This window comes from Marinomonas gallaica (assembly GCF_049821165.1).
GTDB lineage: Bacteria > Pseudomonadota > Gammaproteobacteria > Pseudomonadales > Marinomonadaceae > Marinomonas > Marinomonas gallaica.
Genome location: NZ_CP187511.1, coordinates 2,616,084 through 2,641,901 on the forward strand (window position 1 = coordinate 2,616,084; position 25,818 = coordinate 2,641,901).

The 25,818-nt window shown below is 42.7% G+C and carries 24 protein-coding genes; 15 read left to right on the forward strand and 9 right to left on the reverse strand.

The window, feature by feature from the left end; all coding sequences use genetic code 11:
* Nucleotides 1-67: 67 nt before the first annotated feature.
* The 3 genes from ACPUEK_RS12245 to ACPUEK_RS12255 are packed head-to-tail and all read right to left on the reverse strand — an operon-like array spanning nucleotide 68 to nucleotide 2,056.
* On the reverse strand, nucleotides 68-397 hold the full coding sequence (locus tag ACPUEK_RS12245; protein WP_425640932.1) for an AzlD domain-containing protein: 330 nt from the start codon (nucleotides 395-397) through the stop codon (nucleotides 68-70).
* On the reverse strand, nucleotides 390-1,112 hold the full coding sequence (locus ACPUEK_RS12250) for an AzlC family ABC transporter permease (protein ID WP_425640933.1): 723 nt from the start codon (nucleotides 1,110-1,112) through the stop codon (nucleotides 390-392). Before ACPUEK_RS12250 ends, ACPUEK_RS12245 begins: the two co-directional genes overlap by 8 nt.
* Nucleotides 1,109-2,056 (reverse strand): GNAT family N-acetyltransferase, encoded by a 948-nt coding sequence (locus tag ACPUEK_RS12255; RefSeq protein ID WP_425640934.1) that lies wholly within the window; start codon nucleotides 2,054-2,056, stop codon nucleotides 1,109-1,111. The genes ACPUEK_RS12250 and ACPUEK_RS12255 overlap by 4 nt, the downstream gene beginning before the upstream one ends.
* 176 nt (nucleotides 2,057-2,232) lie before the next feature.
* Here ACPUEK_RS12255 and queC point away from each other — a divergent pair, with 176 nt between their 5' ends.
* The 4 genes from queC (at nucleotide 2,233) to ACPUEK_RS12275 (ending at nucleotide 4,950) form a co-directional block, all read left to right on the forward strand.
* Nucleotides 2,233-2,892 carry a 7-cyano-7-deazaguanine synthase QueC gene (gene queC / locus ACPUEK_RS12260; RefSeq protein ID WP_067219842.1) on the forward strand — a complete coding sequence of 220 codons (660 nt, stop codon included), beginning with the start codon at nucleotides 2,233-2,235 and terminating at the stop codon, nucleotides 2,890-2,892.
* 91 nt (nucleotides 2,893-2,983) lie between these two features.
* Nucleotides 2,984-3,634, forward strand: a complete 651-nt coding sequence (gene queE, locus ACPUEK_RS12265) for a 7-carboxy-7-deazaguanine synthase (RefSeq protein ID WP_067219839.1) — start codon at nucleotides 2,984-2,986, stop codon at nucleotides 3,632-3,634.
* 34 nt (nucleotides 3,635-3,668) lie between these two features.
* Entirely contained in the window at nucleotides 3,669-4,166 is a 498-nt protein-coding gene (locus tag ACPUEK_RS12270; protein ID WP_067038026.1) for a peptidylprolyl isomerase, read from the forward strand.
* A 4-nt stretch (nucleotides 4,167-4,170) separates the two neighbouring features.
* Nucleotides 4,171-4,950 (forward strand): UDP-2,3-diacylglucosamine diphosphatase, encoded by a 780-nt coding sequence (locus ACPUEK_RS12275; protein ID WP_425640935.1) that lies wholly within the window; start codon nucleotides 4,171-4,173, stop codon nucleotides 4,948-4,950.
* A 53-nt stretch (nucleotides 4,951-5,003) separates the two neighbouring features.
* Here the strand turns inward: ACPUEK_RS12275 and ACPUEK_RS12280 are convergent, their stop codons facing one another.
* Both ACPUEK_RS12280 and ACPUEK_RS12285 read right to left on the reverse strand, forming a co-directional pair.
* Nucleotides 5,004-5,315, reverse strand: a complete 312-nt coding sequence (locus tag ACPUEK_RS12280) for a hypothetical protein (RefSeq protein WP_067038023.1) — start codon at nucleotides 5,313-5,315, stop codon at nucleotides 5,004-5,006.
* 120 nt (nucleotides 5,316-5,435) lie between these two features.
* Entirely contained in the window at nucleotides 5,436-6,047 is a 612-nt protein-coding gene (locus tag ACPUEK_RS12285; RefSeq protein WP_425640936.1) for a tRNA-(ms[2]io[6]A)-hydroxylase, read from the reverse strand.
* Nucleotides 6,048-6,142: 95 nt separating this feature from the next.
* On the opposite strand from ACPUEK_RS12285, the gene ACPUEK_RS12290 reads away from it, so the two are divergent.
* Together ACPUEK_RS12290 and acnB are read left to right on the forward strand one after the other, a co-directional pair.
* Entirely contained in the window at nucleotides 6,143-7,861 is a 1,719-nt protein-coding gene (locus ACPUEK_RS12290; RefSeq protein WP_425640937.1) for an SUMF1/EgtB/PvdO family nonheme iron enzyme, read from the forward strand.
* A 227-nt stretch (nucleotides 7,862-8,088) separates the two neighbouring features.
* Nucleotides 8,089-10,689, forward strand: coding sequence for a bifunctional aconitate hydratase 2/2-methylisocitrate dehydratase (gene acnB, locus ACPUEK_RS12295; protein WP_425640938.1), 2,601 nt, complete (start codon nucleotides 8,089-8,091; stop codon nucleotides 10,687-10,689).
* Between the two features lie 172 nt (nucleotides 10,690-10,861).
* Here acnB and hpf read toward each other — a convergent pair whose 3' ends face one another.
* Nucleotides 10,862-11,257 carry a ribosome hibernation-promoting factor, HPF/YfiA family gene (gene hpf, locus ACPUEK_RS12300; RefSeq protein WP_067038016.1) on the reverse strand — a complete coding sequence of 132 codons (396 nt, stop codon included), beginning with the start codon at nucleotides 11,255-11,257 and terminating at the stop codon, nucleotides 10,862-10,864.
* 292 nt (nucleotides 11,258-11,549) lie between these two features.
* Entirely contained in the window at nucleotides 11,550-12,203 is a 654-nt protein-coding gene (locus ACPUEK_RS12305; RefSeq protein ID WP_067219819.1) for an adenosylcobinamide amidohydrolase, read from the reverse strand.
* Between the two features lie 229 nt (nucleotides 12,204-12,432).
* Here ACPUEK_RS12305 and ACPUEK_RS12310 point away from each other — a divergent pair, with 229 nt between their 5' ends.
* Nucleotides 12,433-13,290: a PA4780 family RIO1-like protein kinase gene (locus ACPUEK_RS12310; protein WP_067219815.1), complete on the forward strand. Its 858-nt coding sequence runs from the start codon at nucleotides 12,433-12,435 to the stop codon at nucleotides 13,288-13,290.
* Nucleotides 13,291-13,368: 78 nt separating this feature from the next.
* On the opposite strand, the gene ACPUEK_RS12315 is transcribed toward ACPUEK_RS12310, so the two are convergent.
* Nucleotides 13,369-13,953: a YqaA family protein gene (locus tag ACPUEK_RS12315; RefSeq protein WP_067219812.1), complete on the reverse strand. Its 585-nt coding sequence runs from the start codon at nucleotides 13,951-13,953 to the stop codon at nucleotides 13,369-13,371.
* 766 nt (nucleotides 13,954-14,719) lie between these two features.
* Between ACPUEK_RS12315 and ACPUEK_RS12320 the strand changes: the two genes are divergently transcribed.
* The 5 genes from ACPUEK_RS12320 (at nucleotide 14,720) to ACPUEK_RS12340 (ending at nucleotide 19,426) form a co-directional block, all read left to right on the forward strand.
* Entirely contained in the window at nucleotides 14,720-15,826 is a 1,107-nt protein-coding gene (locus ACPUEK_RS12320; protein WP_425640939.1) for a DcaP family trimeric outer membrane transporter, read from the forward strand.
* Nucleotides 15,827-16,112: 286 nt separating this feature from the next.
* A complete protein-coding gene (locus tag ACPUEK_RS12325) occupies nucleotides 16,113-16,352 on the forward strand; it encodes an RNA recognition motif domain-containing protein (RefSeq protein WP_067219805.1) in 240 nt (79 codons plus the stop codon).
* A gap of 307 nt (nucleotides 16,353-16,659) precedes the next feature.
* Complete coding sequence (locus ACPUEK_RS12330; RefSeq protein WP_067219802.1) at nucleotides 16,660-17,712, forward strand: AI-2E family transporter; 1,053 nt, start codon at nucleotides 16,660-16,662, stop codon at nucleotides 17,710-17,712.
* Between the two features lie 291 nt (nucleotides 17,713-18,003).
* A complete protein-coding gene (locus tag ACPUEK_RS12335; RefSeq protein ID WP_425640940.1) occupies nucleotides 18,004-18,657 on the forward strand; it encodes a hypothetical protein in 654 nt (217 codons plus the stop codon).
* Nucleotides 18,650-19,426 (forward strand): DUF3307 domain-containing protein, encoded by a 777-nt coding sequence (locus tag ACPUEK_RS12340; RefSeq protein WP_425640941.1) that lies wholly within the window; start codon nucleotides 18,650-18,652, stop codon nucleotides 19,424-19,426. The genes ACPUEK_RS12335 and ACPUEK_RS12340 overlap by 8 nt, the downstream gene beginning before the upstream one ends.
* A gap of 25 nt (nucleotides 19,427-19,451) precedes the next feature.
* Here ACPUEK_RS12340 and ACPUEK_RS12345 read toward each other — a convergent pair whose 3' ends face one another.
* Nucleotides 19,452-20,369, reverse strand: coding sequence for a LysR family transcriptional regulator (locus tag ACPUEK_RS12345; RefSeq protein WP_067219791.1), 918 nt, complete (start codon nucleotides 20,367-20,369; stop codon nucleotides 19,452-19,454).
* Nucleotides 20,370-20,661: 292 nt separating this feature from the next.
* Between ACPUEK_RS12345 and ACPUEK_RS12350 the strand changes: the two genes are divergently transcribed.
* From ACPUEK_RS12350 to ACPUEK_RS12360, 3 genes are all read left to right on the forward strand, one after another.
* Nucleotides 20,662-21,753 (forward strand): alkene reductase, encoded by a 1,092-nt coding sequence (locus tag ACPUEK_RS12350; RefSeq protein WP_067037996.1) that lies wholly within the window; start codon nucleotides 20,662-20,664, stop codon nucleotides 21,751-21,753.
* 322 nt (nucleotides 21,754-22,075) lie between these two features.
* Nucleotides 22,076-23,386, forward strand: coding sequence for an aminotransferase class I/II-fold pyridoxal phosphate-dependent enzyme (locus tag ACPUEK_RS12355; RefSeq protein WP_067219785.1), 1,311 nt, complete (start codon nucleotides 22,076-22,078; stop codon nucleotides 23,384-23,386).
* Between the two features lie 238 nt (nucleotides 23,387-23,624).
* On the forward strand, nucleotides 23,625-25,631 hold the full coding sequence (locus ACPUEK_RS12360) for a GTP-binding protein (protein ID WP_197467809.1): 2,007 nt from the start codon (nucleotides 23,625-23,627) through the stop codon (nucleotides 25,629-25,631).
* The last annotated feature ends 187 nt before the right edge of the window (nucleotides 25,632-25,818 follow it).

Sequence of the window (25,818 nt, forward strand, 5' to 3'; positions counted from 1 at the left end):
CGAATAGAAATAATAGCGTTCAAGTATATCTGATTTTATTCAAAGATGGGTACGCCCAAACGTAATTCTAATTGCCTGTTACCATTTTCATCAGAAAAAATACGACCACGCCGATAGAAATGGTTAACAGCTGTCGCTTGAATACTAACCCCGTTATCAGTGCAGCAAATGCTCCGACAAACCAAGGGTTCAGCAGAGAGACTGCCAATCCGTTATCGTTGGTTAACGCCATGGGCGCAATAATGGCCGTTAGGACCGAGACTGGGACGAATTTTAGCGCTTTATCAAGCCACTCAGGCATTTCAGCACGATTAGCGCCCACGAACAGCGTTACACGAATGCCATAAGTCACTAGAAACATCCCTACAACAATTAACAGTAATTCAACATTAGACATGAGCAGGCTCCTTTGCTTTCTTGTTTGATGCCTTTGTATCCAGTAGGTACCCTGTGGCAACGGCTAATAACGTTGCTACGATTAATCCCATCTGATTCGGCATGTCACGGAAGACCACCGAACACACCACGGCGACAGCAAACGCCCCCCAGTAAGGAGTTGATTTTAAATAAGGGGTTACAATGCCGATAAAGGTGGCCACCATCGCAAACTCTAAGCCCCATTCACTCAGTCCAGGAATAAATTCTCCTGCGAGCGCACCCATTATTGTGGTGATATTCCACATCAAATAGAAACTTAAAAATGATCCAATATAGACCTGATGACCATTGCTTTTATCTGCCGATCCCATGTCGTACATAGGCCTAACCGCAGCATAAGTTTCATCGATCAATCCAAAGCCCATTAAAAGCCTAAGTTTGAGCGGCAAATGCCTCACATAGCGTAATAAATCGGCTGCATAGAGAATATGACGCAAGTTAACAACAAAAGTCGTCAGTATAATGACCCAAAGTGGCGCATCTGCTGCAATCAGGCCCAGTGCCACAAATTGAGCTGAGCCAGCAAACACTATGCTCGACATGGCTACCGCAAACCAAATGCTTAAGTCATTGGCGGCCGCCAGAGAGCCAAAAAGTAGACCAAATGGAATGCCACCAATAATCATAGGGATTGACGCTAAAGCCCCGCGCTGTGCATTTTGAAATGAATTCACACCTTGCCTCCAAGTTTTTTAGTCATGCGAAGGTTGGCTCTTGGTACGCTGAATACGGCACAGGATTCATCAATAGTAAAACCTAGTTTTTGATATAAATTTAACGCCGGTACCAAGGATGTGTGGGATTCTAAATGGACATATTGCCCACCCCTTTCAACGACTTTAGTCAGCGCATCTTTAAGCATGCGCTCACCTATACCAAGACCGGAAAAACGTTCATCTACTGCCAGCTTGCCAATTTCAAAACCATTGTCTGATGGCATAAGGTAATAGCTCGCAATGGGTTTTCCATCGACGAAAGCTAATCGCACAACTCCGCCCTGCTCAATGATCTCACTGTAAGGGTCATTAAGAATACGATGATCGCGTTCATAAATGTCGTTTGGGAAAAAACGTTGTAGCCAAGCTTCATTCAGTTGCTTAAACACTAGGCAGTCCGTCTTTGAGCTCAGTGATTGAATGTCAACTTTTTCGGGGTGCAGCCTAAGAATGACCCGAATGGCATAAGGGCCATTCAACAACTGTGATTCAAGCCCTGACAGTTGTGTTAAAAACGATCCCGTTTGCGCATCTAAGTAATATTCGAGCTCTTTACCTATTGCTTCAAGTACCGGTTCAACTTTCACCATTTCTTGGCAACAGAATTCTGATAAACAAATAACAGATCTTCTTTGGTCGTGTTGATCTGGAATTTTCACTAACAGGGTTTCTTTTAGCATTTTACTGACTTGTTTGCTGACAGCTGGATGAGACAGCCCCAAACCTTCCGCTATTTGCATAACAGACAAAGCGCCTTGCTGCTGTAACAGACGTAAAATGGGAAAGTACGTTGATGAAATCATCAACGATTCCGCTAGATATACGGACTGCACTTCACTGTACAAGAAATCGCTCAATCGCTTTAGACGACTGCCTAAAGACAAAACACCAAACTGCTCCATAAATTTTACTCAAAAACTATGCATTAAATAATATAGGTAACTGGTTACCTATATTATATGCGTAACCAGTTACCGGCAAGCCATTGTGACTCATTCACTTTAATTTTTTAACAAAGGCTAGTTACTCAAACGTGATTTGCTATAATCCGCGCCCTTGCAAATAAAAGGGTCAACTCATGTCAAACAAAGCCGTTGTGGTCTATTCAGGAGGAATGGACTCTTACACCGTACTTCATACAGCACTGGCTGCGGGCAAAGATGTGTATGCACTGTCATTTAACTATGGTCAGCGCCATAGCAAAGAACTGGATGTTGCGGCAAAGGTTTGTCAAAAATTCAACATTCCACACAAAGTCGTCGACATTTCTGCTATCAACAGTCTTATGGCCGGTTCTTCTCTAACGGATGACATTGAGATACCAGAAGGTCATTACGCTGAAGACAGCATGAAAAATACCGTCGTTCCGAACCGGAATATGGTGCTTTTATCAATGGCCATTGCTTACGCTGTGTCCCTTGAAGCGCCTGAAGTTTATTACGGCGCGCATGCAGGCGATCATCATATTTACCCGGACTGTCGACCTGAATTTGTTCATGCCATGAATGCAGTATCGCAAATTGCTAATTATGAACCCGTTGAAATTGTTACACCGTTCTTAAACAGCTCCAAAGGTGAAATCTTGGCAGCTGGTTTGGCTATGGACCTAAATTACGGTGATACTTGGACCTGTTATAACGGTCGTGAAAAAGCCTGCGGCAAATGTGGCGCTTGTAATGAGCGTATGGAAGCATTTAACGAACAAGGTGTGACGGACCCTCTGTCATACGAAGTATAGTATTAACCAGCATTAGCTTTTGCCAAGCAATTTGCTAGTGATCGTTATCACTGTCAGCCCCGACTGTTTTCGGGTGATTGAAGGATGAACCATGTATTCAATTAAAGAAGCGTTTTATTCCCTGCAGGGAGAAGGCGCGCATGCGGGTCGACCTGCAATTTTCTGTCGTTTCACAGGATGCAACTTGTGGACCGGGAAAGAAAAACACCGCGCCACGTCTCAATGTCAGTTTTGTGATACAGACTTTGTTGGCACAGATGGTCAAAATGGCGGCAAATTTCATGACGCCGATACTCTGATCGCACACCTTGATACACTTTGGCCAGAGAATACACAGCATAAATATTTAATTTTCACCGGGGGGGAGCCTGCACTCCAGCTGGATGATGAGCTAATTCAAGCCGCGAAAGCATCTAATTACACTCTTGCGATTGAAACCAACGGGACATTACCGCTCCCCGTAGGCATTGACTGGATATGTGTCAGCCCTAAAACAGCTGAGCCATTGGTCGTAAACGGAGGCAGTGAATTAAAACTTATTTTTCCTCAACAGCATTTGCCACCAAATTTGTTTACAGATCTTGAATTTGAGCACTTCTATCTCCAACCCATGGATCAAAGTGCACTTCCAGCCGGTCAAGCACGCATTGATGACGCTCAGGCCCAGACAATTCGCTATTGTTTACAGAATCCACAGTGGCGTCTAAGTTTACAAACACATAAAATGCTTGGCATTGATTAATTTATTACACCTAACCTACTAAAGGAAAAGTTACATGATCGTTTTTCATACGAATTTTGGCGACATCACAATCGAACTTAACTACGAAAAAGCACCAAAGACCTCTAAAAACTTTGAAGAATATGTAACATCAGGTTTTTACGACGGTGTTATTTTTCACCGCGTCATCAACGGTTTCATGGTTCAAGGTGGTGGTTTTGAGCCAGGTATGAAACAGAAAGAAACGCGTGCGCCAATCGAAAACGAAGCGGACAATGGCCTAGAAAATGTTGTGGGCTCTCTAGCAATGGCGCGTACGATGGATCCGCATTCAGCTTCTGCGCAGTTCTTCATCAACGTTTCTGATAACAGCTTCTTAAACCACCGCGCTAAAACACCAGATGGTTGGGGTTACGCGGTATTCGCTAAGGTGACGGCTGGTATGGATGTTGTGAACAAAATTAAAGAAGTTCAAACAACGATCAAAGCAGGTCATCAAGATGTTCCAGCGGAAGACGTTATCATTGAGTCTGCAGAACTGATCAAAGAATAAGTTCATGATTCGATACTTCATCTCAGATCTTCATTTGAGTGACAAACGCCTGGATTTAATCCAGGCGTTTGTGTATCTGACGGATCAACTTTGCCAATGCGAAGAGCCGTCTTCAGAATTGTATATTCTCGGAGACTTCTTTGAAGCCTACATAGGCGATGACTACCAGCCTGAGTGGATCAAGATTCTAGATGCTCAATTTGCCAAGCTAGCAAGCGCAAATATAGCGACCTATTTCATTGCTGGAAATCGTGACTTCTTGGTAGGTGATGCGTGGTTTGAGCGTAATAGCGTTACAGCGTTGGCCGAACAGCACATCATTCATCAAAACGGGCAGGCCATTATGCTGACTCATGGCGATGAATATTGTGTAGACGATCATGCTTATCAAGAGTTTCGCGCTATGGTTCGACAACCCGTATGGCAGAAACAAGTCTTAGCCATGCCGTTAGAACAACGACTCGCCTTAGCACAAAAGCTGCGTGACGACTCAAAGAGTATGTCTGCAGACAAGCAAGACGCTATTATGGATGTTAACGCTCTCGCAGTTGAAGAAAGTGCGGTAGGACACGTATCGCTTTTGATTCACGGTCACACCCACCGCCCTGCGCTGCATAAAGCGAATACGTACAGTCGTCTCGTGCTTGGTGACTGGGATAAGCATGTTTGGTTAGCCATCATGGATGACCGAGGCATTGAGCATCTTAATGTGCTGGTTGACTATTATTTGTCAGATCAACCATGCTTTAAGGAATGGCAGAAAATCCATTCATTAACAGGATAATACGGCCTCAATGGTTTATGTCGGACATAAAAAAGAGCAGTAACACTGCTCTTTTATAAATGTAGTAACTCTCTTACCCAGTCCGTTTCAGATCGGTTTTTTGATCGTTTGTACTCTAGGTTACGATCATGGAGGACGGCAATAGCACGGAAAAATGCATTATTGACCGTTACCGGGCTCAACTCTACACCATAGGTAGACCACCAGTGCTGCTGAGCTTTACTGGTTAATACTTGGTATAAGTAATCAAGCTCTACAGTACCTTGATAGACCTGTTCAAGATCAATACCTGGATCGCTTTTAGCAATCTGTAGAGTTAGCCAATAAGTAACATCTGGCAGTAAATCATTCATTTGTGTGCCCATCTTACGCCCTCCTCTTGTGAGAGTAGTTACTTCGAGATTAGCACATCAAAACGGTTTGTGAAGGGAAAACTGTACAAACGTTTGATCTAATTACGTAAACGTTTGTATCCAGTTTTTAATTTAAGCCGCTTTTGGTGGTCCACTGTGTACACGGAACTCGTCATCTGGCTCGATAATGAGCTGGTGCTCAATTTCTCTAAAGAACGCAATACGATCATCAATAGGATGCCCAGCGTATTCTTCTGCTAAAGACAGATAATCTTCAAAATGACGTGCTTCAGATTTCAGTAGAGATTTATAAAACTTACCAATTTCTTCATCGAGGTGGGGGATTAAAACTGCAAATCGTTCGCATGACCGTGCTTCTACAAACGCGCCTATGATTAAAGTATCAATGAGTTTGGCCGGTTCGTGAGTTCGGATATGCTTACGAAGCCCATCCGCGTAACGAGAGGCTTGCAAATGACAGTACTCTACACCACGATTACGCATGATCTTCAGTACTTGCTCAAAATGCAGTAACTCCTCACGGGCAAGCTGTGACATTTTATGCAGCAGATTTTCCCGATCAACGTAACGATACATAAGGCTCATCGCAGTTGAAGCAGCCTTCTTTTCACAGTGAGCATGATCAATTAATAGTAAAGTTTCGTTTTCCAATGCCCATTGAACCCATTCTTTTGGGGATTCACATGGTAAAAACTCTACCAGTTCGGGATAATCAGTTAACATCAAAGCTACCTTTTCTCTGAAAAAAAACGGATTATACTCTGATTAGGCCTTTTAATCAGCAGAAGCAAAACATTGATTTGGATATCAATTCGCTAATGAATCAATATTATGACGTATCAAAACTTAGCATTGGACAACAAGTTGGCGTAGAGGTTGACCCTTACGTTCTTAACTATCCATTAAGTGACGACAAAAGTGTTTGGGTTGCCGATCAAGGCGGTCAGTCATTTGTGTTGCGCTTTTATCGTTCGGAACGTGGCGATGTAAACCAGTTTCTTTCCATCGCCCGCCGTCACGCAAAACTTAAACATCCGGCTATCACGCGTAGCTATCCACCATTTTATTCCAATTTATGGGTGTTTTCTATTTACAACCTATGTGGAGGCGAACGTCTTTTTAGCTATTTAGGCAAATATCCAGATGGTGCATCACTCAATATCGTATTAAGTATTTTTGATCCCATTGCCAAAGCACTAGACCAAGTGCATCAGCATGGCTATATCCATGGTCATCTAGATCTCAGCAGTGTTCATGTTGTAAACGGTGCAGGCATATTAACAGGGTTTGGCACCCACAGTTGGCTAGACAAAATTACTGATCAAGACATGGATGGCCGTTTTATCCCGCCTGAATACACTAAGCGCAATCCAAACATTAGTGTTTCATCCGATCATTATATGTTTATGCGATTATTAATCGCTTCTCTTGTGGGTGAATCTTGGCTGGATAACGGTAAGCTTAATAACTTGCCTGATCATGTCGAAACGCTTGACCAAGCAACGTGGAAAAAAATTAAAGGTTGGGCGCGACCTGCTGAACGCTATCGTCCTAAATCACTTGTCGAAGTGATGCGCTTGCTTCGAGCAAACTTATTTGTAAACAGCTCTAAGGCCAATTCAGATGCTCCGCCGCCGCCACGAAATAAGAAACCAGTTGCATTGTATGCTGGTGCTGGACTTGGCTTAGTCGCCGTTACCGCAATCGCGGCAACACTGTTATGGCCGACACCACCTCCTGCTAACACTACGACAGAAAATACTCCCAAAGTGACGGCAGAAAGTCGTTTTGACGGGCTCCCTCAAGTATTGGAGGAAGACTTAAACGATGGTGGCAAAGCGCCTAAAGTTGAAAAAATCGCACCAGCAACCTTCCAGATGGGTGACATAAATGGCGCTGGCGATGAAAATGAGTCGCCAGTTCATGAGGTCAACATTCCTAAAGGATTCTACTTCAGTAAAAATGAAGTCACCTTTGCTCAATATGATCGCTTTGTTGCCGCTACAGGACGCCCTGCCCCCCCAGACAACGGCTGGGGACGTGGTAATCGTCCGGTAATAAATGTTAGTTGGTATGACGCAAAGGCGTATGCCAATTGGCTATCGGAACAGACTGGCTCTGAGTATCGATTGCCAACGGAAATTGAGTGGGAATATTCCGCTCGTGCAGGATCTCCGACAGCTTATTGGTATGGTAATGAGGTTCAACCTGGCTACAGCGTGTGTGATAGTTGTGGCAGCCAATGGGATGGCATTTCAACCGCACCTGTAGGCTCTCAAGCCAGTAACCCGCTGGGGATTTTCGATATGCACGGTAACGTTGCTGAATGGGTGGAAGATTGTTACCACGAAAACTACGCTGGCGCTCCGAGCACAAATCAGGTGTGGTTGTCTGATCAATGCGATGGGCGAGTATTACGAGGTGGTTCTTGGTTTGATGTTCCCACAGTAGGCCGAAGCGCGACACGTTATCGTGCAGAGCCAACCTTACGTGCAAGCAATTGGGGCTTCCGAATCGTACGACTAATATCACCGTAGCTATTAAAGAAACGGCGACAGAATAAGTAAGGTAAATATTACCTATTCTAAATATGTATGGTGATATCCCACTCATGATGCTGATTTTTATATAGAATGTGCGTACAGATTAATTTGCCAGTGCTGAGCTTTGCTCGAGTTAACTCTTAATAGATTAACTCGAATCCGCAGAGTCAACGCTTAACAACATTAGTGATTACACTGATGTCCAGATAAGGGGATCTATTGTGTTAGAAGCATACCGTAAACACGTCGAAGAACGTGCCTCTCAAGGTATTCCAGCGACGCCGCTCGATGCAGATCAAACAGCATCACTTGTTGAGCTTCTTAAAAACCCGCCAGCAGGTGAAGAAGCGTTTGTACTTGACCTACTGAAAAACCGTATTCCTGCCGGCGTTGACGAAGCTGCTTACGTTAAAGCAGGCTTCCTAGCAGCCATCACTAAAGGTGAAGCGTCTTCGCCACTTATCGATAAAAAGTTAGCAACTGAACTACTTGGTAGTATGCTTGGTGGCTACAACATTCAGCCGTTGATCGATTGCCTAGACGACGCTGAAATTGCGCCGATTGCTGTAAGCGCTCTTTCTCACACACTTTTAATCTTTGATGCATTCCACGATGTTGACGAGAAATCAAAAGCAGGTAACGAGTTTGCTAAGCAAATCATTCAGTCATGGGCAGATGGCGAGTGGTTTACTAAGAAACCCAAACTTGCGGATAAAATCACTGTTACGGTATTCAAAGTGCCAGGTGAAACCAACACAGATGACCTATCTCCTGCACCTGATGCATGGTCGCGTCCTGATATTCCTCTACACGCAAATGCGATGCTTAAAATGGCTCGCGATGGCATCACACCAGATGAAGACGGTGAAATCGGCCCTATCACTAAAATCAACGAACTAAAAGAGAAAGGCTTCCCTCTTGCTTACGTTGGTGATGTTGTGGGGACAGGTTCAAGCCGTAAGTCTGCAACGAACTCTGTACTATGGCACATGGGAGATGACATTCCTTTCATCCCTAATAAACGTGCTGGTGGTGTCTGTATTGGTAGTAAAATTGCTCCGATCTTCTTCAACACCATGGAAGATGCGGGTGCCTTACCGATCGAAATGGATGTAGACGGTATGGAAATGGGCGATATCATCGACATTTTCCCATACGAAGGCGTTGTGAAAAAACACGGCACTGATGACGTTATCACGACTTTTGAGCTTAAGACTCAAGTGTTACTAGACGAAGTACGTGCTGGTGGCCGTATTCCTCTAATTATCGGTCGTGGTCTAACTAACAAAGCACGTGAATCTCTAGGTTTGTCAGGTTCTGAGTTGTTCTTAAAACCTGGCGAAGTAGCAAGTTCTGATAAAGGTTTCACACTGGCTCAGAAAATGGTGGGTAAAGCATGTGGTGTTGCAGGCGTTCGTCCTAACTCCTACTGCGAACCTAAGATGACAACTGTTGGTTCACAAGATACAACAGGACCAATGACGCGTGACGAATTGAAAGACCTTGCTTGTCTTGGTTTCAGTTCAGATCTTGTTATGCAGTCTTTCTGTCACACAGCGGCTTACCCTAAACCTGTTGACGTAAAAACTCATCACACGCTTCCAGACTTCATTATGAACCGTGGTGGTGTTTCTCTACGCCCAGGTGACGGTATTATCCACTCTTGGTTGAACCGCATGTTGCTTCCTGACACAGTCGGTACAGGTGGTGACTCACATACTCGTTTCCCTCTAGGTATTTCTTTCCCAGCGGGTTCTGGTCTAGTAGCATTTGCTGCAGCAACAGGTGTAATGCCTCTTGATATGCCTGAATCTGTTTTGGTTCGCTTTAAAGGTAAAATGCAACCAGGCATCACACTACGTGATCTTGTGCATGCGATTCCTTACCAAGCTATCCAAGAAGGTCACCTAACGGTTGAGAAAAAAGGTAAGAAGAACATCTTCTCTGGCCGTATCCTTGAGATCGAAGGTCTTGAACATTTAACAGCAGAACAAGCATTTGAACTTTCTGATGCCTCTGCAGAGCGTTCAGCAGCGGGTTGTACCATCAACCTATCTGAAGAGTCGGTTGCTGAATACCTACGTTCTAACATCGTTATGCTTCGTTGGATGATGTCTGAAGGCTATGGTGACCCACGTACGCTTGAGCGTCGTGCTAACGCGATGGAACAATGGCTAGCCAACCCAAGCTTGATGCGTGCGGATGCAGACGCTGAATACGCGCAAATTATTGAAATTGATCTTGATAACCTTAAAGAGCCTGTTCTTTGTGCGCCAAATGATCCTGATGATGCTCGCCTATTGTCGGACGTACAAGGTGAGAAAATCGACGAAGTATTCATCGGTTCTTGTATGACAAACATTGGCCACTTCCGTGCAGCAGGTAAACTGCTTGAATCAGCGGGTAAAGTGGTACCAACACGTCTTTGGGTATCGCCACCGACTAAGATGGACCAACAGCAATTAACCGCTGAAGGTTACTACAGCATCTTCGGTAAAGCTGGCGCACGCATGGAAATGCCTGGTTGTTCTCTATGTATGGGTAACCAAGCACGTGTGGCGGATAAATCAACGGTTGTTTCGACGTCAACGCGTAACTTCCCTAACCGTCTAGGTAATGGTGCGAATGTATTCCTAGCCTCTGCTGAGCTAGCGGCAGTAGCTTCCCTAATGGGTAAATTGCCAACGCCTGCTGAGTACCTAGAATACGCGAACAAGATCAACAGCATGTCTGCCGAAGTTTACAGCTACTTAAACTTCGATAAGATGAGCGAGTACGTTAAGAAAGCATCAACCGTTATTGCAACTGACGCTTCTGCGTAAGCTTAATAGCGATCGCTAACGTTTGATTAAAAAGAAGCCGATGTTGAATCAACATCGGCTTTTTATTGTTTGCCTGCTACTGATCTGCCCTTATGGTCTATCTACTCCATCAGACAGAGATAAAAAAACCCGCCGGGGCGGGTTTCTCTATCTAGATTAGGTCGCACGTTTTTTAAACGACGTCGCGACGTTCTAATTCATTGAATTCTTCTTGCTCTTCACGTTCTTCGTTTGTTTCTACATCACGTGCATCTGGATGATGTTTACGACCTTCGTGTTTCGCTTTATGTTTTAGAAGCTGCTTTTCAAGCTTTTCAACTAGAGCGTCAACAGCAGCACTCAATTGTTTGTCTGTTGTTACAGAAGCAAATAAATCGTGACCTGGAATATGGACGCGAGCCTCAATAATCAGCTCACTTTTGTTCTGATGACTTTCTGAATTAACAATGACTTTAATAGAGGTGATGTTGCTATTAATGTCGGCTAGCTGATCCATTCCTTCTTTGATTGTTTGTTGAACTTCTTCAGTCGTGTGAACATGGTGACCGCTGATATCTAATGTATACATAATTTATATTCCTTCTACCTATCCCATTCGGTTAGGGACGTTTAGCGTTTCATTGCCACTACTAATAACGTAAGGCCGTTAGAGATGTTTTTCAACTCCCTTTATGTAAAAAGGGAAAGAAATATTGATAAAAATTAAGACACCCTCAATACAAAGAAACATTTATAAGACAATTACTTAAATACAGCGCTTACGAATTCGATCAAGTATTAATCAAAAACACTCATTAAAGGCGCTAATTTATGATTTCATCTGATCATTAATTGAACTCCTGTCTCAGCCGAACATATTTTTATTGGGCCATGCATTTTTCTATGCTAATAGAACAGGCACTCAAAACCACTTTGCCGATTAATTCACCAATCAGAGTATGCTTACCACAATAATTAAGCGCCTCACCCTGTTTTTCACAAAACACAGCATGACTATCGGTCCCTGTGCCGCTGGCTGGCAAACCTGAAATTGGACTAACAATTCCCGCATCACGAATGGCTGTTACTTTACTCTCAGTCACCATCATTAATGCTTCCACTAACGCTGCATCGCTCAAAACATGATTGATGTATAAACTAATATTGATGGTACCTGCCCTTGGCTGTTCACTTGAACGGTCTCCAACTCGGCGAACGTTACTCAATCCAGCCGTTACCCAGCACTCAACCCTTAGTTCCGCCCTACTTTCCTCACAGTACCCTAGTGAATCCATTGAAGCCGCTGTCATCATGGCCGTAGTCGGCTGAGGTAGAGTCAATTCCATTGCCTTACTACGTAATGTCTCTTTTGGGGCAGGCCAAGGGGGAGGAGCATATTGATCTACTTTCAAATTTAAGAAAGACTTCGCACAACTCAATCCACCATTTAAAACAGAAGAGCTTAGAACCTTACACTCACAAGGCAATATTAAGGCAATATAGTGTGCATCTTGGATTAACTGAACTTGAGACATAAACCTTTATTTCACTTTCAACAGCCAACATATTAGGCTTTTTTGTTATTGATCTACTTATAATTGATGGTTAAATGAATTTTTAAGCGGTGCGCTATTGTATAAAGCGTTCAAGCGTCCGATACTCGCTATTTGAAACATTGTCCATTCAGATTACAAGGTATCAAGTCATTTCAATTTATAACTACACTCGCGCTATGAGTCGTCAAACCCTATCAAAAGGAACCCAATGAAAATTCCTAAACGAATTCAACCTCTTGTTGAAGATGGGTTGATTGACGATGTGATCAGCCAATTAATGAGTGGCAAAGAAGCAACTGTTTATGTGGTGCGCTGTGGATCCGACATTCGTTGTGCCAAAGTGTATAAAGATGCCGGCAAACGCAGCTTCAAACAAGCCGTTCAATACCGCGAAGGTCGCAAGGTACGAAACAGTCGACGCGCTCGTGCCATGGAGAAAGGCTCTAAGTTTGGTCGTGATGAGCAGGAAACGCTTTGGCATAATGCTGAAGTCGATGCGTTATACAAACTAGCCCAAGCTGGCGTGCGTGTACCAACGCCCTATGGCTGCTTTGATGGCGTCTTACTCATGGAACTAGTGACAGATGACAGCGGTGAAGTCGCTCCTCGTCTTAATGATGTGGTACTCACGCCTGAGCAAGCGCGTGCAGACCATGCACAAATTATTAATGACGTAGTACGCATGCTATGCGCTGGCTTAGTTCACGGCGATTTATCAGAGTTTAATGTTTTAGTAGACTCCCATGGACCAGTCATTATTGATTTACCACAAGCCGTTGATGCGGTTGCTAACAACCACGCAGAATGGATGTTAGAACGTGATGTGAACAATATGCGTGACTATTACGGCACCTTCGCTCCCGAACTGTTAGAGACAAAATACGCGAAAGAAATTTGGTCGATCTACGAAGCTGGCAAGTTAACCACCGAAACGGTGTTAACAGGTCATTTCGATGAGCCGGAAGAAGAAGCGGATGTAGATTCTGTTCTCATCGAGATTGAAGCTGCTTTTGAAGAAGAGCAAGACCGCTTAGACCGAATCGCTAACGCGAATGACGATGATTAAATCTGACGGTGCTGATTAGTATCTAATAGCCAATTCATAAAGATACAAAGGCATGTGGCAAATCACCCCATGCCTTTTTTAAATCAAAGTAGATAGCCACCAAAGCAATGCTACGATTGCTGTTATGATGACAATAGCTTTCGTTTTATAGGTCCTTATAAGCTCTTCTGCTTTGTTACCGGCTAAAAATACCACTAGCGCCAACCCGAAATAACGCAGCGAACGTGCGATCGCAGTCGCAACCAGAAAATACATCAAAGAAAACTTCGTCGCGCCTGCCGCTAACATAGCAATTTGAAAAGGAATGGGGACGATTCCAAGCGTTAGAACAAACCAGAAGCCCTGATCTTCCATCCTGCTGGATATTTGTTCAAATTGATCCTGATTTGAAAACGTTTCAATGATCCAGTCTCCTACCAAGTCAAACAAGTAGTACCCCAATGCATAGCCAGCTATAGCACCGACGATACACCCAATGGTCGCCATTAAGGCAATCAGCCAAAGCTTTTCCCGTCGCGCCTGCATAAGTGGAATCATCACGGCCTCGAGAGGAATGGGGACAATGGTGGACTCAAAAAAAGACGCCAGAGTGATGCCTTTTAGCATGTGCTTTGAATTTACGATGCTTTCAGTGTGCTGCTTGAGCGTATCAATAAGACTCATATTTATCCCTAATTTTGAAAATGCACCTAACCTAGGTGATCAATCCATCCAATTTAAACGGTCTCCCCATACTATGTAGTCATGAAAGGCTCATAAAGAGCTCGGAGAGCACTTGTGTAATGTTTACAGAATGCTGCTTCATTTCGTGAAGTATTTAGCGAACGGATCTAGGTAGTGTTTCTTAAGACTTGAAAACCAAACAGGCTTACAACCCCTTCTTACGCTGACCGGCAAAAAGGTGTTATTGATCAATTAGTTGATCAGGTCACCTTGATTTTCATGTTGCAATACATTGAGTTGAAAGTAAATTTTGTCGCTAATACTCAATAGTTGTCGTTTTGAGACTAATGATTATTAATAGATAAAAAAAGTATAAATATTTTTTGCACATAATTTATTAATTTAATTGATTAGTTGTTGGTCGTTATTAGTGTTCATACTGTCGTTTTATTGAAACCTAATATATGAATTTATTAATGAATTACGCTAAATAAACTCAAACATATAAATCATAAGTTACTGATAAATATAGATATGTTTTATATTTATCGATGTGGTAATACTATGTCAGTTAATGAGTTCTGACCGTTCGAATCAACATTCATTTTTAATTAAAAAATCAGATTTAAATAAACTTTGTTTATAAATTGCTATTGGCGTGCACAATTTAAGCATGATATGTTTTATTACGAATTTGTTAATTTCTGCCCCAAACATTTGGGCAATAACAAATTAACTCGGAATAAATAATAAATAGGAACGATTTATGATCAAATCCAAAGTATGTTTAGCGCTAGGTGTAAGTGTTTTAGGTCTTTCTCAAGCCGCTCACGCATTTGATATCAATGCTGGTGATGTGACAGCTAATGTATACGGCTACGCTCAACTAAACGCTGTTTATGACGTTAACGAAGACATCGGCTCTACAACTCAAGCTGGCCAATTCAGCGGATTAACAGATGCTAATAATGTAGCTGAAGGTCACTTTGACGCTGATGCACAGCAATCTCGTATTGGTATCTCTGCTCAACACAAAGACGGCGCTAAAGTCGTTGTTGAGGGTGATTTCCGTGGTGGCACTTTCCGTCTACGCCATGCTTACGGTTCTTACGAAAAATGGACTGTTGGTAAAACTTGGTCTAACTACAACAGCTGGACTGGCTGGACACCGACTCTAGATTTCGATTCAACTGCGGGTAGCCCAGGTGTACAGGATCGTGTTGAACAAGTACGTTACACTGATGGCGGCATGTCGTTCTCTTTAGAGAAAGACTACTATCCAAACCTAGGTAATGGCGCTACAACTAAGTCTAGCATGCCTACATTCACTGCACGTTATGAAGGCTCTGCAAGTGATAATGTAAATTTTGTCGTAGCAGGTTTAGGCCGCATGCTGGCATCTGATGATGGCACTACTGATGAGTCTGCTGTAGGTGTAGGTGCATTTACTGGCGTTAACGTCAACATGGGTACAGTGACACTTCATGCTGCAATTAACTATTCTGATGGCGCAAACGCGTACCTATACCGCTCAGGTGGAAACTTCGGTGGAACCGATGCTTACCTTCATAACGGCGACCTAGAAACAGTTTCTGCTTATGGCGGCACAATTGGTTTATCCACTAAAGTGGGTGATGGTGACCTGAATATTGTTTACGGTAAAGTGAAAATGGACCTAGACGATATGAATAACGACCTAGGTAACGTTGGCGGTAATAACGAATCTAATTCTAACGCTTTCGTTAACTACATGTGGTACCCAGTTGACAACGTTATGATGGGCGTTGAGGTTGGTTACTTCAAGAGCGATTACTACAATGGCGGCGATGCAGATGCTACTCGTGTAATGTACTCTGCTCAGTACAGCTTCTAATAGAAAGTTTTTCGACTTTTAAATACCTTCCCCTAAAAGGTAATGGACAATAGTCCCTTCACACCGAGACTGTCACAACCGGCGCTCTCGGTGTTTTTTTAGTTCCGCATTTGCTTTGCACCAGCGTAATACTCAAAAGCAGCTCAATTCACCACAGCCTCGCCCCTACTCTTTGCCATTCAAGCATTTTCTATCACCGCTAAGTAATGATGGATTTTATTCTTTACTTGGTTTGGTCATACAGAACTGAGATAATAGACACTAATTACAATAGGCAAACATCTCTATGAAACTTTTAGTCCGCAACCTTGCGCGCACCACAACTGAAGAACAAATTCGCACTCTTTTCACTGCTCATGGCACTGTTGAAGAATGCACCTTGGTATTAGACCAAGAAACAGGTTTGTCCAAAGGCTTTGCCTTTGTTGAAATGCCAGATCAAAAAGAAGCGGATACAGCACTAAAAAATCTGCACCATGCCAACATTGATGACAGTAAAATCCGAGTGAAATACTCGCAAAACTAGTACTTTTTGGACCAGAGTCTCAGATTCTGGTTCTATCTCCTTCCTGATGTCACCCCAACCTCTGTAAAAATTCATACCACAGTTGAAATCAATGCCTTAAACAGTGTTGCCTTAACGAATCATAATTATCAAGCATATACTATGTAACAACTTATACATTGGTCTAAGCAGGCATGAATCTGATATTGTCGCGGTACGACTTACTTTACGTCACTTCTCGCTGTGCTTTGGTTGTTGTAGCGAAGTGTCACGGTTTATTTAATTTTTCTCCTTGTCGAGATGTCTACACAAACAAAGGATGTAATAGATGGGATCTGAATATAGCCAATATTTGCGGCGCTTGTTGGCTACCGTAGGTATTATTACCGTAGCGTTGAGCCTATTTTTATTACTCTGGCATTTAGCTTATGTGCTTGTATTGATTTTTGGCGGCGTTTTGTTTGGTGTGTTTTTGACTGGCCTTGCTAGTCCGCTTCAAGCAATTTTGCCACTACCTAGATGGGGCTCAGTATTACTCGTAACCGCCTTATTTTTTGGTCTCACACTGCTTGCTGTTTTAACGGCCGGCCCTGCTATTGCTGACCAAATGGTACAATTAAGTGAGCAACTAAGCGGTGGTCTTAATCAGATACAGGGGTATCTAAAAAATCAAGCATGGGGAGAGCCCCTTATAAGTTGGGCTCGAGAACAGTGGGAGCAAGCCCCATTGTCACCAGGAAAGTTAATGGGCAAAGTGACCGGCGCTTTTTCAACGATATTTGGTGCCTTTGCTGATTTGTTCGTTATGTTTTTTATTGGTTTTTACTTAGCCCTGCATCCAAAGCCTTACATTCAGGGATTCTTGTATTTGTTTCCGCGTGACAAACGCGAGCGACTGAACGAGGTTAATCTCTCAGTTTACCATGCATTAAAATGGTGGTTAATCGGGCGAGCAACATCAATGGCTGCTGTCGGGGTGTTAACAGCGCTAGGTCTCTGGTTACTCGATATGCAATTAGTGATGGCTCTCGCCTTGTTAGCAGGCCTACTGTCATTTGTGCCTTTTATTGGTCCTATTGCAGCAGCTATTCCAGCTGTTTTGGTTGGCTTCATTGATAGCCCAACCCAAGCTTTATATGTTGTTATTGTTTATTTTTCAGTACAACTACTGGAAAGTAATGTTCTAACGCCTTATGTTCAAACGAAAGCCGTGTCACTTCCGCCAGCGGTTATGTTGAGTGGCCAAATGTTAATGGGGGCTATTTTCGGCTTACAGGGTTTAGCCTTATCTACCCCATTGCTAGTATCAATGATTGTCCTCGTACAAATGCTTTATATATGCGATGTACTAGGCGAAAAGGTTCGTCCTTTAGGCCAATAATCCGCTAAACAATATCGCTTATAATATACCGAGTCTTGGGGCCAAGCCTCTTACTCTTCGATTCGCAGGAAGCGCGTGATAGATAACCCTGATTCAGCTGCGTCGCAACTACAGTTACTCACGAGATTCAGTAGCTTAGTGCGATCACAGTCGACATCACCATGACATTTTTAGTTCGATATAAATTAAGCCTAAATAGGCTAACTGTTAAAAATTAGCCATAAAAAGGAAAATTTGAATTTTTAGCTATAATTGGCTAAATTTTAACAAATGCCGTCTAGGAGCACTGATGTGCAGCACACCGACAGTTCAATAGCCGTTATAACGGGTGATTTGGTTAACTCAACTAAATTGACCACCCATCAGTTTGAGGAAGTGTTAGACAGGATTAAAACTGTGCAAGCTTGGGTGACCGCTAAAAATGCGAGTAATGCTCACAGTATTGACAGAGGTGATGAATTTCAAACCGTGATCCAGCAAGACATAGAGAATGTTTTACGTTATGCGATCGTGTATCGTGTTGCTATAAAATCGCTAGGCAAACCATTCGATAGTCGTATTAGTCTTGCCATCGCCGCCCATGCAGATATACGTAGCTCAGTTTCGGAATCAATGGGGACGGCATTTATACTCTCTGGACGAGCTTTAAAAGCACTTAAAAATGATCGGATTATTTTTACGTCTGATAGCCTTTCCCTCACCGAGCACTTTGAACTGCTTCTTAAATATCTAGATAAACAGTTATCTGAGCTGACCTCGCGCCAATGTGAAGTCCTCCTGACGATGCTGCAAAGTGATGATGATTTGACTGTCAGTGAGCTTGCCACCAAACTTGATATTGCAACCGCGACCGCCAGTAAATCCCTTAAAGCTTCTGGCTGGAAGCTGATCGATGAACTGATCATAAGGTTTAAAAACCACGTGCTGGAATACAAAAATGCCTGATTTCATCGGTCTAATTGCGTCGTTCTTATTGATTCATGTGATTTTCGACTTTTACTTGCAGCCCAAAAGCTGGGTTATAGCAAAACGAACGCATAAATACAGATCTTGGGCTCTGTATATCCACTCCCTGCTACATGGCGCAGGGTTGATCTTTCCAGCGTTGATATTCGGAATTGATTGGACTCTTATCATCTATGCGATAGCGCTGGTTACCACCACACATTTCGCGATTGACCTCTGGAAAGTCGTCATGCCAAAAGGTGACTCTTTTTCGTATTTTTTGATTGACCAAGTCTTACATATCCTCGTTCTTGTTTGCATAGCTTTTTTTCTCAGCGATGGTGTCTCAGTAGCGGCCCTAGTTCAAAGCAAAAACCTTGATAATGTCATGCTGGTATCGTTCGCATATTTGTTGATCTTAAAACCAACATCGATTGTGATAGGCAGTATCTTGAAGAAATACCCCTTATCAAGCCAAGGCAGCACACAAGCCAATGGTCTCATCGCCGGAGGTGAACTAATCGGTTATTTAGAGCGAACACTCATTTTGACGTTTACATTAACCGGAAGCTATACCGCCGTAGGCTTTGTTATTGCCGCAAAATCCATCTTTCGTTTTGGCGAGCTAAATAAATCCGATGATCGCAGCATGACTGAATACGTATTGATTGGGTCGCTACTGTCGGTTGTGATCACCACGATAGTGGGCACACTCACTACTTTGTTATGCCTCAACTCATTTTCAAGTTTGAGTTTTTATAAGCCATAAAAATTTGAACCAAGCACACAAGACACTAAGTATTTTCAGAAAAATGAGCGATCAAAAAATCAACAAACAAGCGAAGTCTTTTAGGTTGATGCTGACGACTTGGATAAATAACATTTAAGTCAGCCCCAGCAGATGAAGTTGACGAATTAAAGTTCTTTGTATAAGCGTTGAGTACAGTAACCAATCTCTGTGTTTTTATATCTTCTTGCACATCAATATATGATTTCATAGCGATACCTATGCCATCTAGTGCCCACTGCCTAATAATTTCACCATCATCTGAAAAACGCTTCGGTATCACAGTAATCGCTTTACGATGCTCGGCATCTTGAAAATACCATGTTTTTAGCTCTTCGTTACTACGTACCATTACTAAGCAGTCATGGTTTACTAAGTCTTGTGGAATTATCGGAGTACCTCTTTTTCTTAGATACTTTGGAGATGCACATAAAACCCGTTGACTAGAGACAAGCTTACGAGAAACGAGGTTGCTGTCTGCTAATTCACCGTAACGAATGACTAAATCTAGACCAGATTCCATCACGTTAGATAGGTTGTCGTTCAAATATAGGTAAGGGATCACATCAGGATACAATTCACAAAATTCTGAAATAATAGGTGAAATGTACTGTTTTCCAATGTCTCTAGGGGCACAGATTTTCAAAGTTCCCCGAACCTCAATTATTCCTGTATGGAGTATATTTTCCGTTTCCTTAACCCTGTCAATAATGTCTATACAGGATTGATGGTACATAGCACCTGCGTCTGTCAGAGAAATATGTCGGGTACTACGGTTAAGCAATTTAACCCCATAGCGGCTTTCTAAAGCTTGCATTCTTGCCGTTACAGTTGCGGGGGATAAGCCTAGCTCTCTGCCGGCTGCAGCCAGGCCCTGATTTTTAACGATACTGACAAACAATGTCATATCAGAAAACTTGTCCATACCCTCTCCTCAAATATCATTATTCGGATTACTTGAATAATAAATTCAAATATTACTCAATTATAAATATCAAATTCAATACTTATAATCTCCTTATCGAAGTGATGACAGGAGAATGACGTCATCTCAGCAGGCAACAAAGTGGGCCAATGCGACACAATATATGGGGTATTAATAGTAAGTGCTAACAGAACGCATTTCGATTAGTACTCAATTGTACTGCATCACTGGCGTGTAAAGTTAGATCTAATCTGTTAGCAATAAACACTATTACGTAAATAAGAAGGTAACCATGAACACTCTATTCGAGCCGACACACATTAAAAAGTTGGCACTACAGAACCGTATAGTGATGGCACCAATGACTCGTGCACGAACTAGTCAGCCAGGTAATATTCCAAATCAAATGATGGCAACGTATTACAAACAACGTGCCACGGCAGGCTTAATTATCTCTGAAGCAACGCAAATCTCTGATGACTCACAAGGTTATTCATTCACACCGGGGGTATATACTAATGAGCAGGTCACTGGCTGGAAAGCTGTTACTAAGGCAGTAAAGCAGCAAGGTGCCGCAATGTTCTGTCAACTATGGCATGTTGGTCGTGTTTCTCACCCTGTTTTTCAAAATGGTGAGCAACCCATTGCACCTTCAGCATGTAAGCCTGTTGAAACAAAAGTATGGATAGCCGACGAGCAAGGTAATGGCAACATGGTAGATTGCGTGGAACCACGAGCTATGACGCAATCAGATATTAACCGTGTCGTGAGTGATTTTGCTAATGCAGCAAAATGCGCAATTGAGGCGGGCTTTGATGGTGTGGAGATTCATGGTGGCAATGGTTATCTGATTGACCAGTTCTTACGCACCAACTCTAATCATAGAAATGACAACTATGGTGGCATACGAGAAAACCGTATTCGTTTTTTACTAGAAATAGTTGATGCCGTTAGTGAAGTCATTGGAGCTGATAAGATCGGTGTTCGTCTGGCCCCTTTTATCACGTTTAAGGATATGAACTGCCCAGATATTGTGCCGACGATCTTGGAGGCATCAAAACAGCTTCAATCACGTGATATTGCTTATCTACATTTGTCGGAAGCCGACTGGGATGACGCTCCAATTATCCCTGAGAGCTTTCGTATTGAGCTTCGTGAGCTCTTTACCAATACTATTATTGTTGCCGGCAGCTACAACCAAGAACTAGCAAAAAAAATACTTCAGAAAGGCTATGCAGACTTAGTCGCGTTCGGAAGACCTTTTGTCTCTAATCCAGACTTGGTAAAACGTTTTAAGCATGAGCAACCACTAGCAGAACTGGATAGTTCAACGTTATTTGGTGGTGATGAAAATGGTTATACCGATTATCCAGAATACCGATAATACATTTTTAGGGTACGAGTTTTATTGACTCGTACCCTAAAAAATTTAAAAACTATTGATTGTTTTATATTAAAATGAATAGTCTATTAAGACCTATCCAAATGAAACGTTAGAACATTCGAGTTTTCAGTATCAATAGTGGCTGCCGGAGTGTTGTCAAAACGCCCGCCTCTAAGGCACTTCGTTGTACTGTAGCAACCCCTTCAATTTATTTTCCGCAATTTTATCTTGTGATTTGATGCATTTTAATCGTTACATTCTACTAGGTGGGTTGAGTTAGCATCTTTCAAACATTCACAAATTTGATAATGAAGCTTATTCAATGACAACTCTTATCGACAAAGAACTGATCAACAACGCATTAGACAAAGCAAACATCTCTGCACTTTCTCGTGCAGGTATTCGAGAGCTGGTGTCCTTGGTTAATCAACTTGAAACCGAGTCAGGGCAGCGGTTTATTCGAATGGAAATGGGCGTACCAGGCCTAGAGGCTCCTTCAATTGGGATTGAGGCTGAAATCACAGCCTTAAAATCTGGTGTAGCGTCTAAATATCCTATGATTGAGGGTGTTTCATCTTTAAAGCATGAGATTAGTCGCTTCTGTAAAGCATTTCTAAATATTCAAGTAGATCAAGCTGGGTGTTTTCCAACCGTTGGTTCTGCTCAAGGCGCCCTAGCCTCATTTGTGGTGGCAAACCGACTTCGCGAAAATGGAAAAACACTGTTTATTGATCCTGGGTTTCCTAACCAAAAGCGTCAATTGACAATGCTAGGGCAACAATGGGGAAGCTTTGATGTTTACGAACACAGGGGTGATGCACTTGAAGAGGCGTTAGAAAAACACTTATCTAGTGGAGAGTATACAACGCTGCTTTACTCAAACCCCAATAACCCAGCTTGGATTTGCTTTGATGAGAAAGAACTGCAAATCATTGCCAAAGTAACAAAGCGTTATGATGTTATTGTCATTGAAGATTTGGCGTATTTCGGAATGGACTATCGAAAGGACTATGCAAAGCCTTTCCAAGCACCATTCCAACCAAGCATTGCCCTCTATACAGACCAACATATATTGCTGATTTCTAGCTCTAAGGTATTCAGCTATGCAGGTCAAAGGGTCGGTTGTTTAGTGATATCAGACGCACTGTTTGCGCGAGAATGCCCGACATTAAAACCATCACTTGGTCAAACTCTGTTTGGTAAAGCCATCACATTAGGGGCTTTGCATAACTTTTCTTCGGGTGTCACTCACTCAGCACAATATGGGTTGGCCGCAATGTTAAAGGCTGCCAGTGATGGCGAGCTTCCATTTTTGCAGATCACAAAAATCTATAAAGATAGAGCTCAAAAGATGAAGCGAATGTTTCTTGAAAACGGCTTCAAGTTGGTTTACGAAAATGACAATGGCGAATCATTAAGTGATGGTTTTTACTTCACTTTGTCTCATCCCGACATGGATGGCGACACATTAATGAAAACGCTGTTGTGCTTCGGTATCAGTGCAATTTCCTTAGCAAATACCGGTTCGGAGCATACCGATGGCATTCGAGCTTGTGTTTCTCAAGTTCAAGACGAACAGCTAGACGATCTAGCTGCGCGTCTTAAAGCGCTACACGATTCGCTTAAACATTAAAGATAGTCTATAAGTAGTTATTTAGACAAAGAATGATCTCACCCATTTTTTAAAAATGAGATCCTTCTTTTTAGTTTAAGGCAATTGAAAAGCTCAGCTTGGATTGTGTCGATTAAAGACCAAACATCCGACTTATTAACGTTAATACCTATTTTCACTGTCTTCACAATCTTTTGTCATTCGAACTCCTGCATTAACCAAAGTAAACTATGCGCTTATTTTTAGCTAGAGATTGCACGTGACGAAGGTTTGTAAAAATATTGGCATTGTGGCCCATGTAGATGCTGGCAAGACCACCTTAACTGAACAGTTGCTATTTGCTTCAGGCGCGACTCGAAAAGTGGGCAGTGTCGATGACGGTACGACAGCAACGGACTCTCTAACAGTAGAACGTGAGCGAGGCATTTCTGTTCGATTAGCAACAGAAACCTTCTATTGGAACGATCATCAAATCAATCTGATTGATACCCCAGGGCATGTTGACTTTAGTGCGGAAGTGGAACGCTCTTTGCGCGCGTTAGATTGCGCCATTCTTGTCGTTAGTTCAGTCGAAGGTGTTCAAGCCAATACCAGCAGCATTTTTGATGCGCTACAGTATCTCAATATCCCAACACTTATTTTTATAAACAAGCTTGATCGAGCAGGTGCAGATGTTGAACGTGTCATGGCTGAAATCCATCAAAATCTCAGCCCCAATGCTGTCTTATTACAGCAACCAAGCAACTTAGGTCAAACGAATGCCGGAATATCGGATAGCTGGTTTAAAGCAAACTGCCCTAGCCAATTCACAAGTGAAGAACTTGAACCATGGTTACAGCCGTTGCTTGAACGCTTGACCGAGTTAGATGATGAGTTGCTTGAGGCCATTATAGAGAGTGTGCCAGTAACATTCGAGGAAGTGGACCAGAAACTTAGTCATGCTATTTCTTGCAACGAAATTTATCCTGTATTCACGGGTGTTGCCAAAGCAGGAATTGGCATCAATGAACTTCTAAACGCCATAATTCATTACTTACCTAATGCTAAACAAAATAATAATGCCGCACTTTCAGCGATCGTTTTTAAAATTGAGCATGATCAGCGTATTGGCAAAATGGCTTATGTTCGAGTGTTTGAAGGCACTCTCAACGCAAGAGATAAAATTCACAACGCTACTCGTAGTCACGAAGCATATGTTATTGAAGACAAAGCAAGCCAAGTTAAGCGTGTGATACGCGGTAAATATCAAGATATGGATTGTATCGAAGCAGGTGATATTGGCGTTGTCAGTGGTCTCCAGTCCGCAAAAATAGGTGATATATTAGGGCTTGGTGATGCTGTTCCTGATGCCTATCAGCTCTCAGCGCCACTTTTAACCGTTCAAGTAATACCAGATAATGAAAAAGATTTTAGCGCGCTGGCAAGTGCACTAACGGAGCTCGCTGATGAAGATCCGCTGCTTAATCTTGAATGGCTAGTCGAACAACGAGAGCTTCACGTCAACATCAATGGCTGGATTCAAGTAGAAGTGTTGCAAGCAATACTTCAACAGCGTTTTGCTATTCAAGCTACATTCAAGCAACCCAGTATTATCTATAAAGAAACTCCGACCCAACCTGTTGAAGGGTACGAGTGTTACTGGATGCCGAAACCTTGTTGGGCTATTGTAAGGTTCTTGATTGAGCCAGCTCAAAGAGGCTCAGGTGTGCATTACGAATCAAAAGTCAGCGTTAATCAAATCGCTGCAAAGTATCAAAATGAGATTCAAGCCAATCTCGCTAAAGCGTTAAAACAAGGTATCAAAGGTTGGAGCATCACGGATGTTAAGATTACCCTCATCGATGGCTCCGATCATGTTCAACACAGCCGCCCTGGTGACTTTATAATTGCCACACCGATGGCGATCATGAATGGTTTAAACGAGTCTGATACCGATTTACTCGAGCCTATTCTAGATTTTCAGATTCAAGCGGATAGTGAGCTGCTTGGTACCCTCACCAGTGACATCACTAAAATGCGCGGGCATTTTGACGCTCCAGAGTTCCAAGGAAATCGCGTCATCATACGAGGAAAATTCCCTGCTGCTACATCACTAGACTACGCAATAAAACTCGCTTCATTGAGTGGGGGCCATGCAAAAATGAGCACACGCTTATCAGGCTATGAGATCTGCTCGCCCGAACAAGGACAAACTACTGCTTACCGTGGCATCAGTCCATTAGATCGAGACAAGTACATACTTTGGGCTCGCGGCGCACTGCAGTAGCAGTGCGCCTGATATTCACCCAGATCATAAAACTAAAATAAATTGCTTTATTTTTTATGGATACTGTTCATTCTTTCCATTTCATTTCTCTACACGTATTTTTCTAGTCCAAGGGATACCTCAAAATCAATTCTTTTGCGTGGGAGGCGTGCCTACTTTGTTCTATAATCGACCTAGAATTCATCCC

Bases quoted from the DNA above. Each gene is read 5' to 3' on its own strand.
- ACPUEK_RS12245 (WP_425640932.1), bottom strand. From the start codon at position 397: ATGTCTAATGTTGAATTACTGTTAATTGTTGTAGGGATGTTTCTAGTG.
- ACPUEK_RS12255 (WP_425640934.1), bottom strand. From the start codon at position 2,056: ATGGAGCAGTTTGGTGTTTTGTCTTTAGGCAGTCGTCTAAAGCGATTG.
- queC (WP_067219842.1), top strand. From the start codon at position 2,233: ATGTCAAACAAAGCCGTTGTGGTCTATTCAGGAGGAATGGACTCTTAC.
- queE (WP_067219839.1), top strand. From the start codon at position 2,984: ATGTATTCAATTAAAGAAGCGTTTTATTCCCTGCAGGGAGAAGGCGCG.
- ACPUEK_RS12270 (WP_067038026.1), top strand. From the start codon at position 3,669: ATGATCGTTTTTCATACGAATTTTGGCGACATCACAATCGAACTTAAC.
- ACPUEK_RS12275 (WP_425640935.1), top strand. From the start codon at position 4,171: ATGATTCGATACTTCATCTCAGATCTTCATTTGAGTGACAAACGCCTG.
- ACPUEK_RS12280 (WP_067038023.1), bottom strand. From the start codon at position 5,315: ATGGGCACACAAATGAATGATTTACTGCCAGATGTTACTTATTGGCTA.
- ACPUEK_RS12285 (WP_425640936.1), bottom strand. From the start codon at position 6,047: ATGTTAACTGATTATCCCGAACTGGTAGAGTTTTTACCATGTGAATCC.
- ACPUEK_RS12290 (WP_425640937.1), top strand. From the start codon at position 6,143: ATGAATCAATATTATGACGTATCAAAACTTAGCATTGGACAACAAGTT.
- hpf (WP_067038016.1), bottom strand. From the start codon at position 11,257: ATGTATACATTAGATATCAGCGGTCACCATGTTCACACGACTGAAGAA.
- ACPUEK_RS12305 (WP_067219819.1), bottom strand. From the start codon at position 12,203: ATGTCTCAAGTTCAGTTAATCCAAGATGCACACTATATTGCCTTAATA.
- ACPUEK_RS12310 (WP_067219815.1), top strand. From the start codon at position 12,433: ATGAAAATTCCTAAACGAATTCAACCTCTTGTTGAAGATGGGTTGATT.
- ACPUEK_RS12315 (WP_067219812.1), bottom strand. From the start codon at position 13,953: ATGAGTCTTATTGATACGCTCAAGCAGCACACTGAAAGCATCGTAAAT.
- ACPUEK_RS12320 (WP_425640939.1), top strand. From the start codon at position 14,720: ATGATCAAATCCAAAGTATGTTTAGCGCTAGGTGTAAGTGTTTTAGGT.
- ACPUEK_RS12325 (WP_067219805.1), top strand. From the start codon at position 16,113: ATGAAACTTTTAGTCCGCAACCTTGCGCGCACCACAACTGAAGAACAA.
- ACPUEK_RS12330 (WP_067219802.1), top strand. From the start codon at position 16,660: ATGGGATCTGAATATAGCCAATATTTGCGGCGCTTGTTGGCTACCGTA.
- ACPUEK_RS12340 (WP_425640941.1), top strand. From the start codon at position 18,650: ATGCCTGATTTCATCGGTCTAATTGCGTCGTTCTTATTGATTCATGTG.
- ACPUEK_RS12345 (WP_067219791.1), bottom strand. From the start codon at position 20,369: ATGGACAAGTTTTCTGATATGACATTGTTTGTCAGTATCGTTAAAAAT.
- ACPUEK_RS12350 (WP_067037996.1), top strand. From the start codon at position 20,662: ATGAACACTCTATTCGAGCCGACACACATTAAAAAGTTGGCACTACAG.
- ACPUEK_RS12355 (WP_067219785.1), top strand. From the start codon at position 22,076: ATGACAACTCTTATCGACAAAGAACTGATCAACAACGCATTAGACAAA.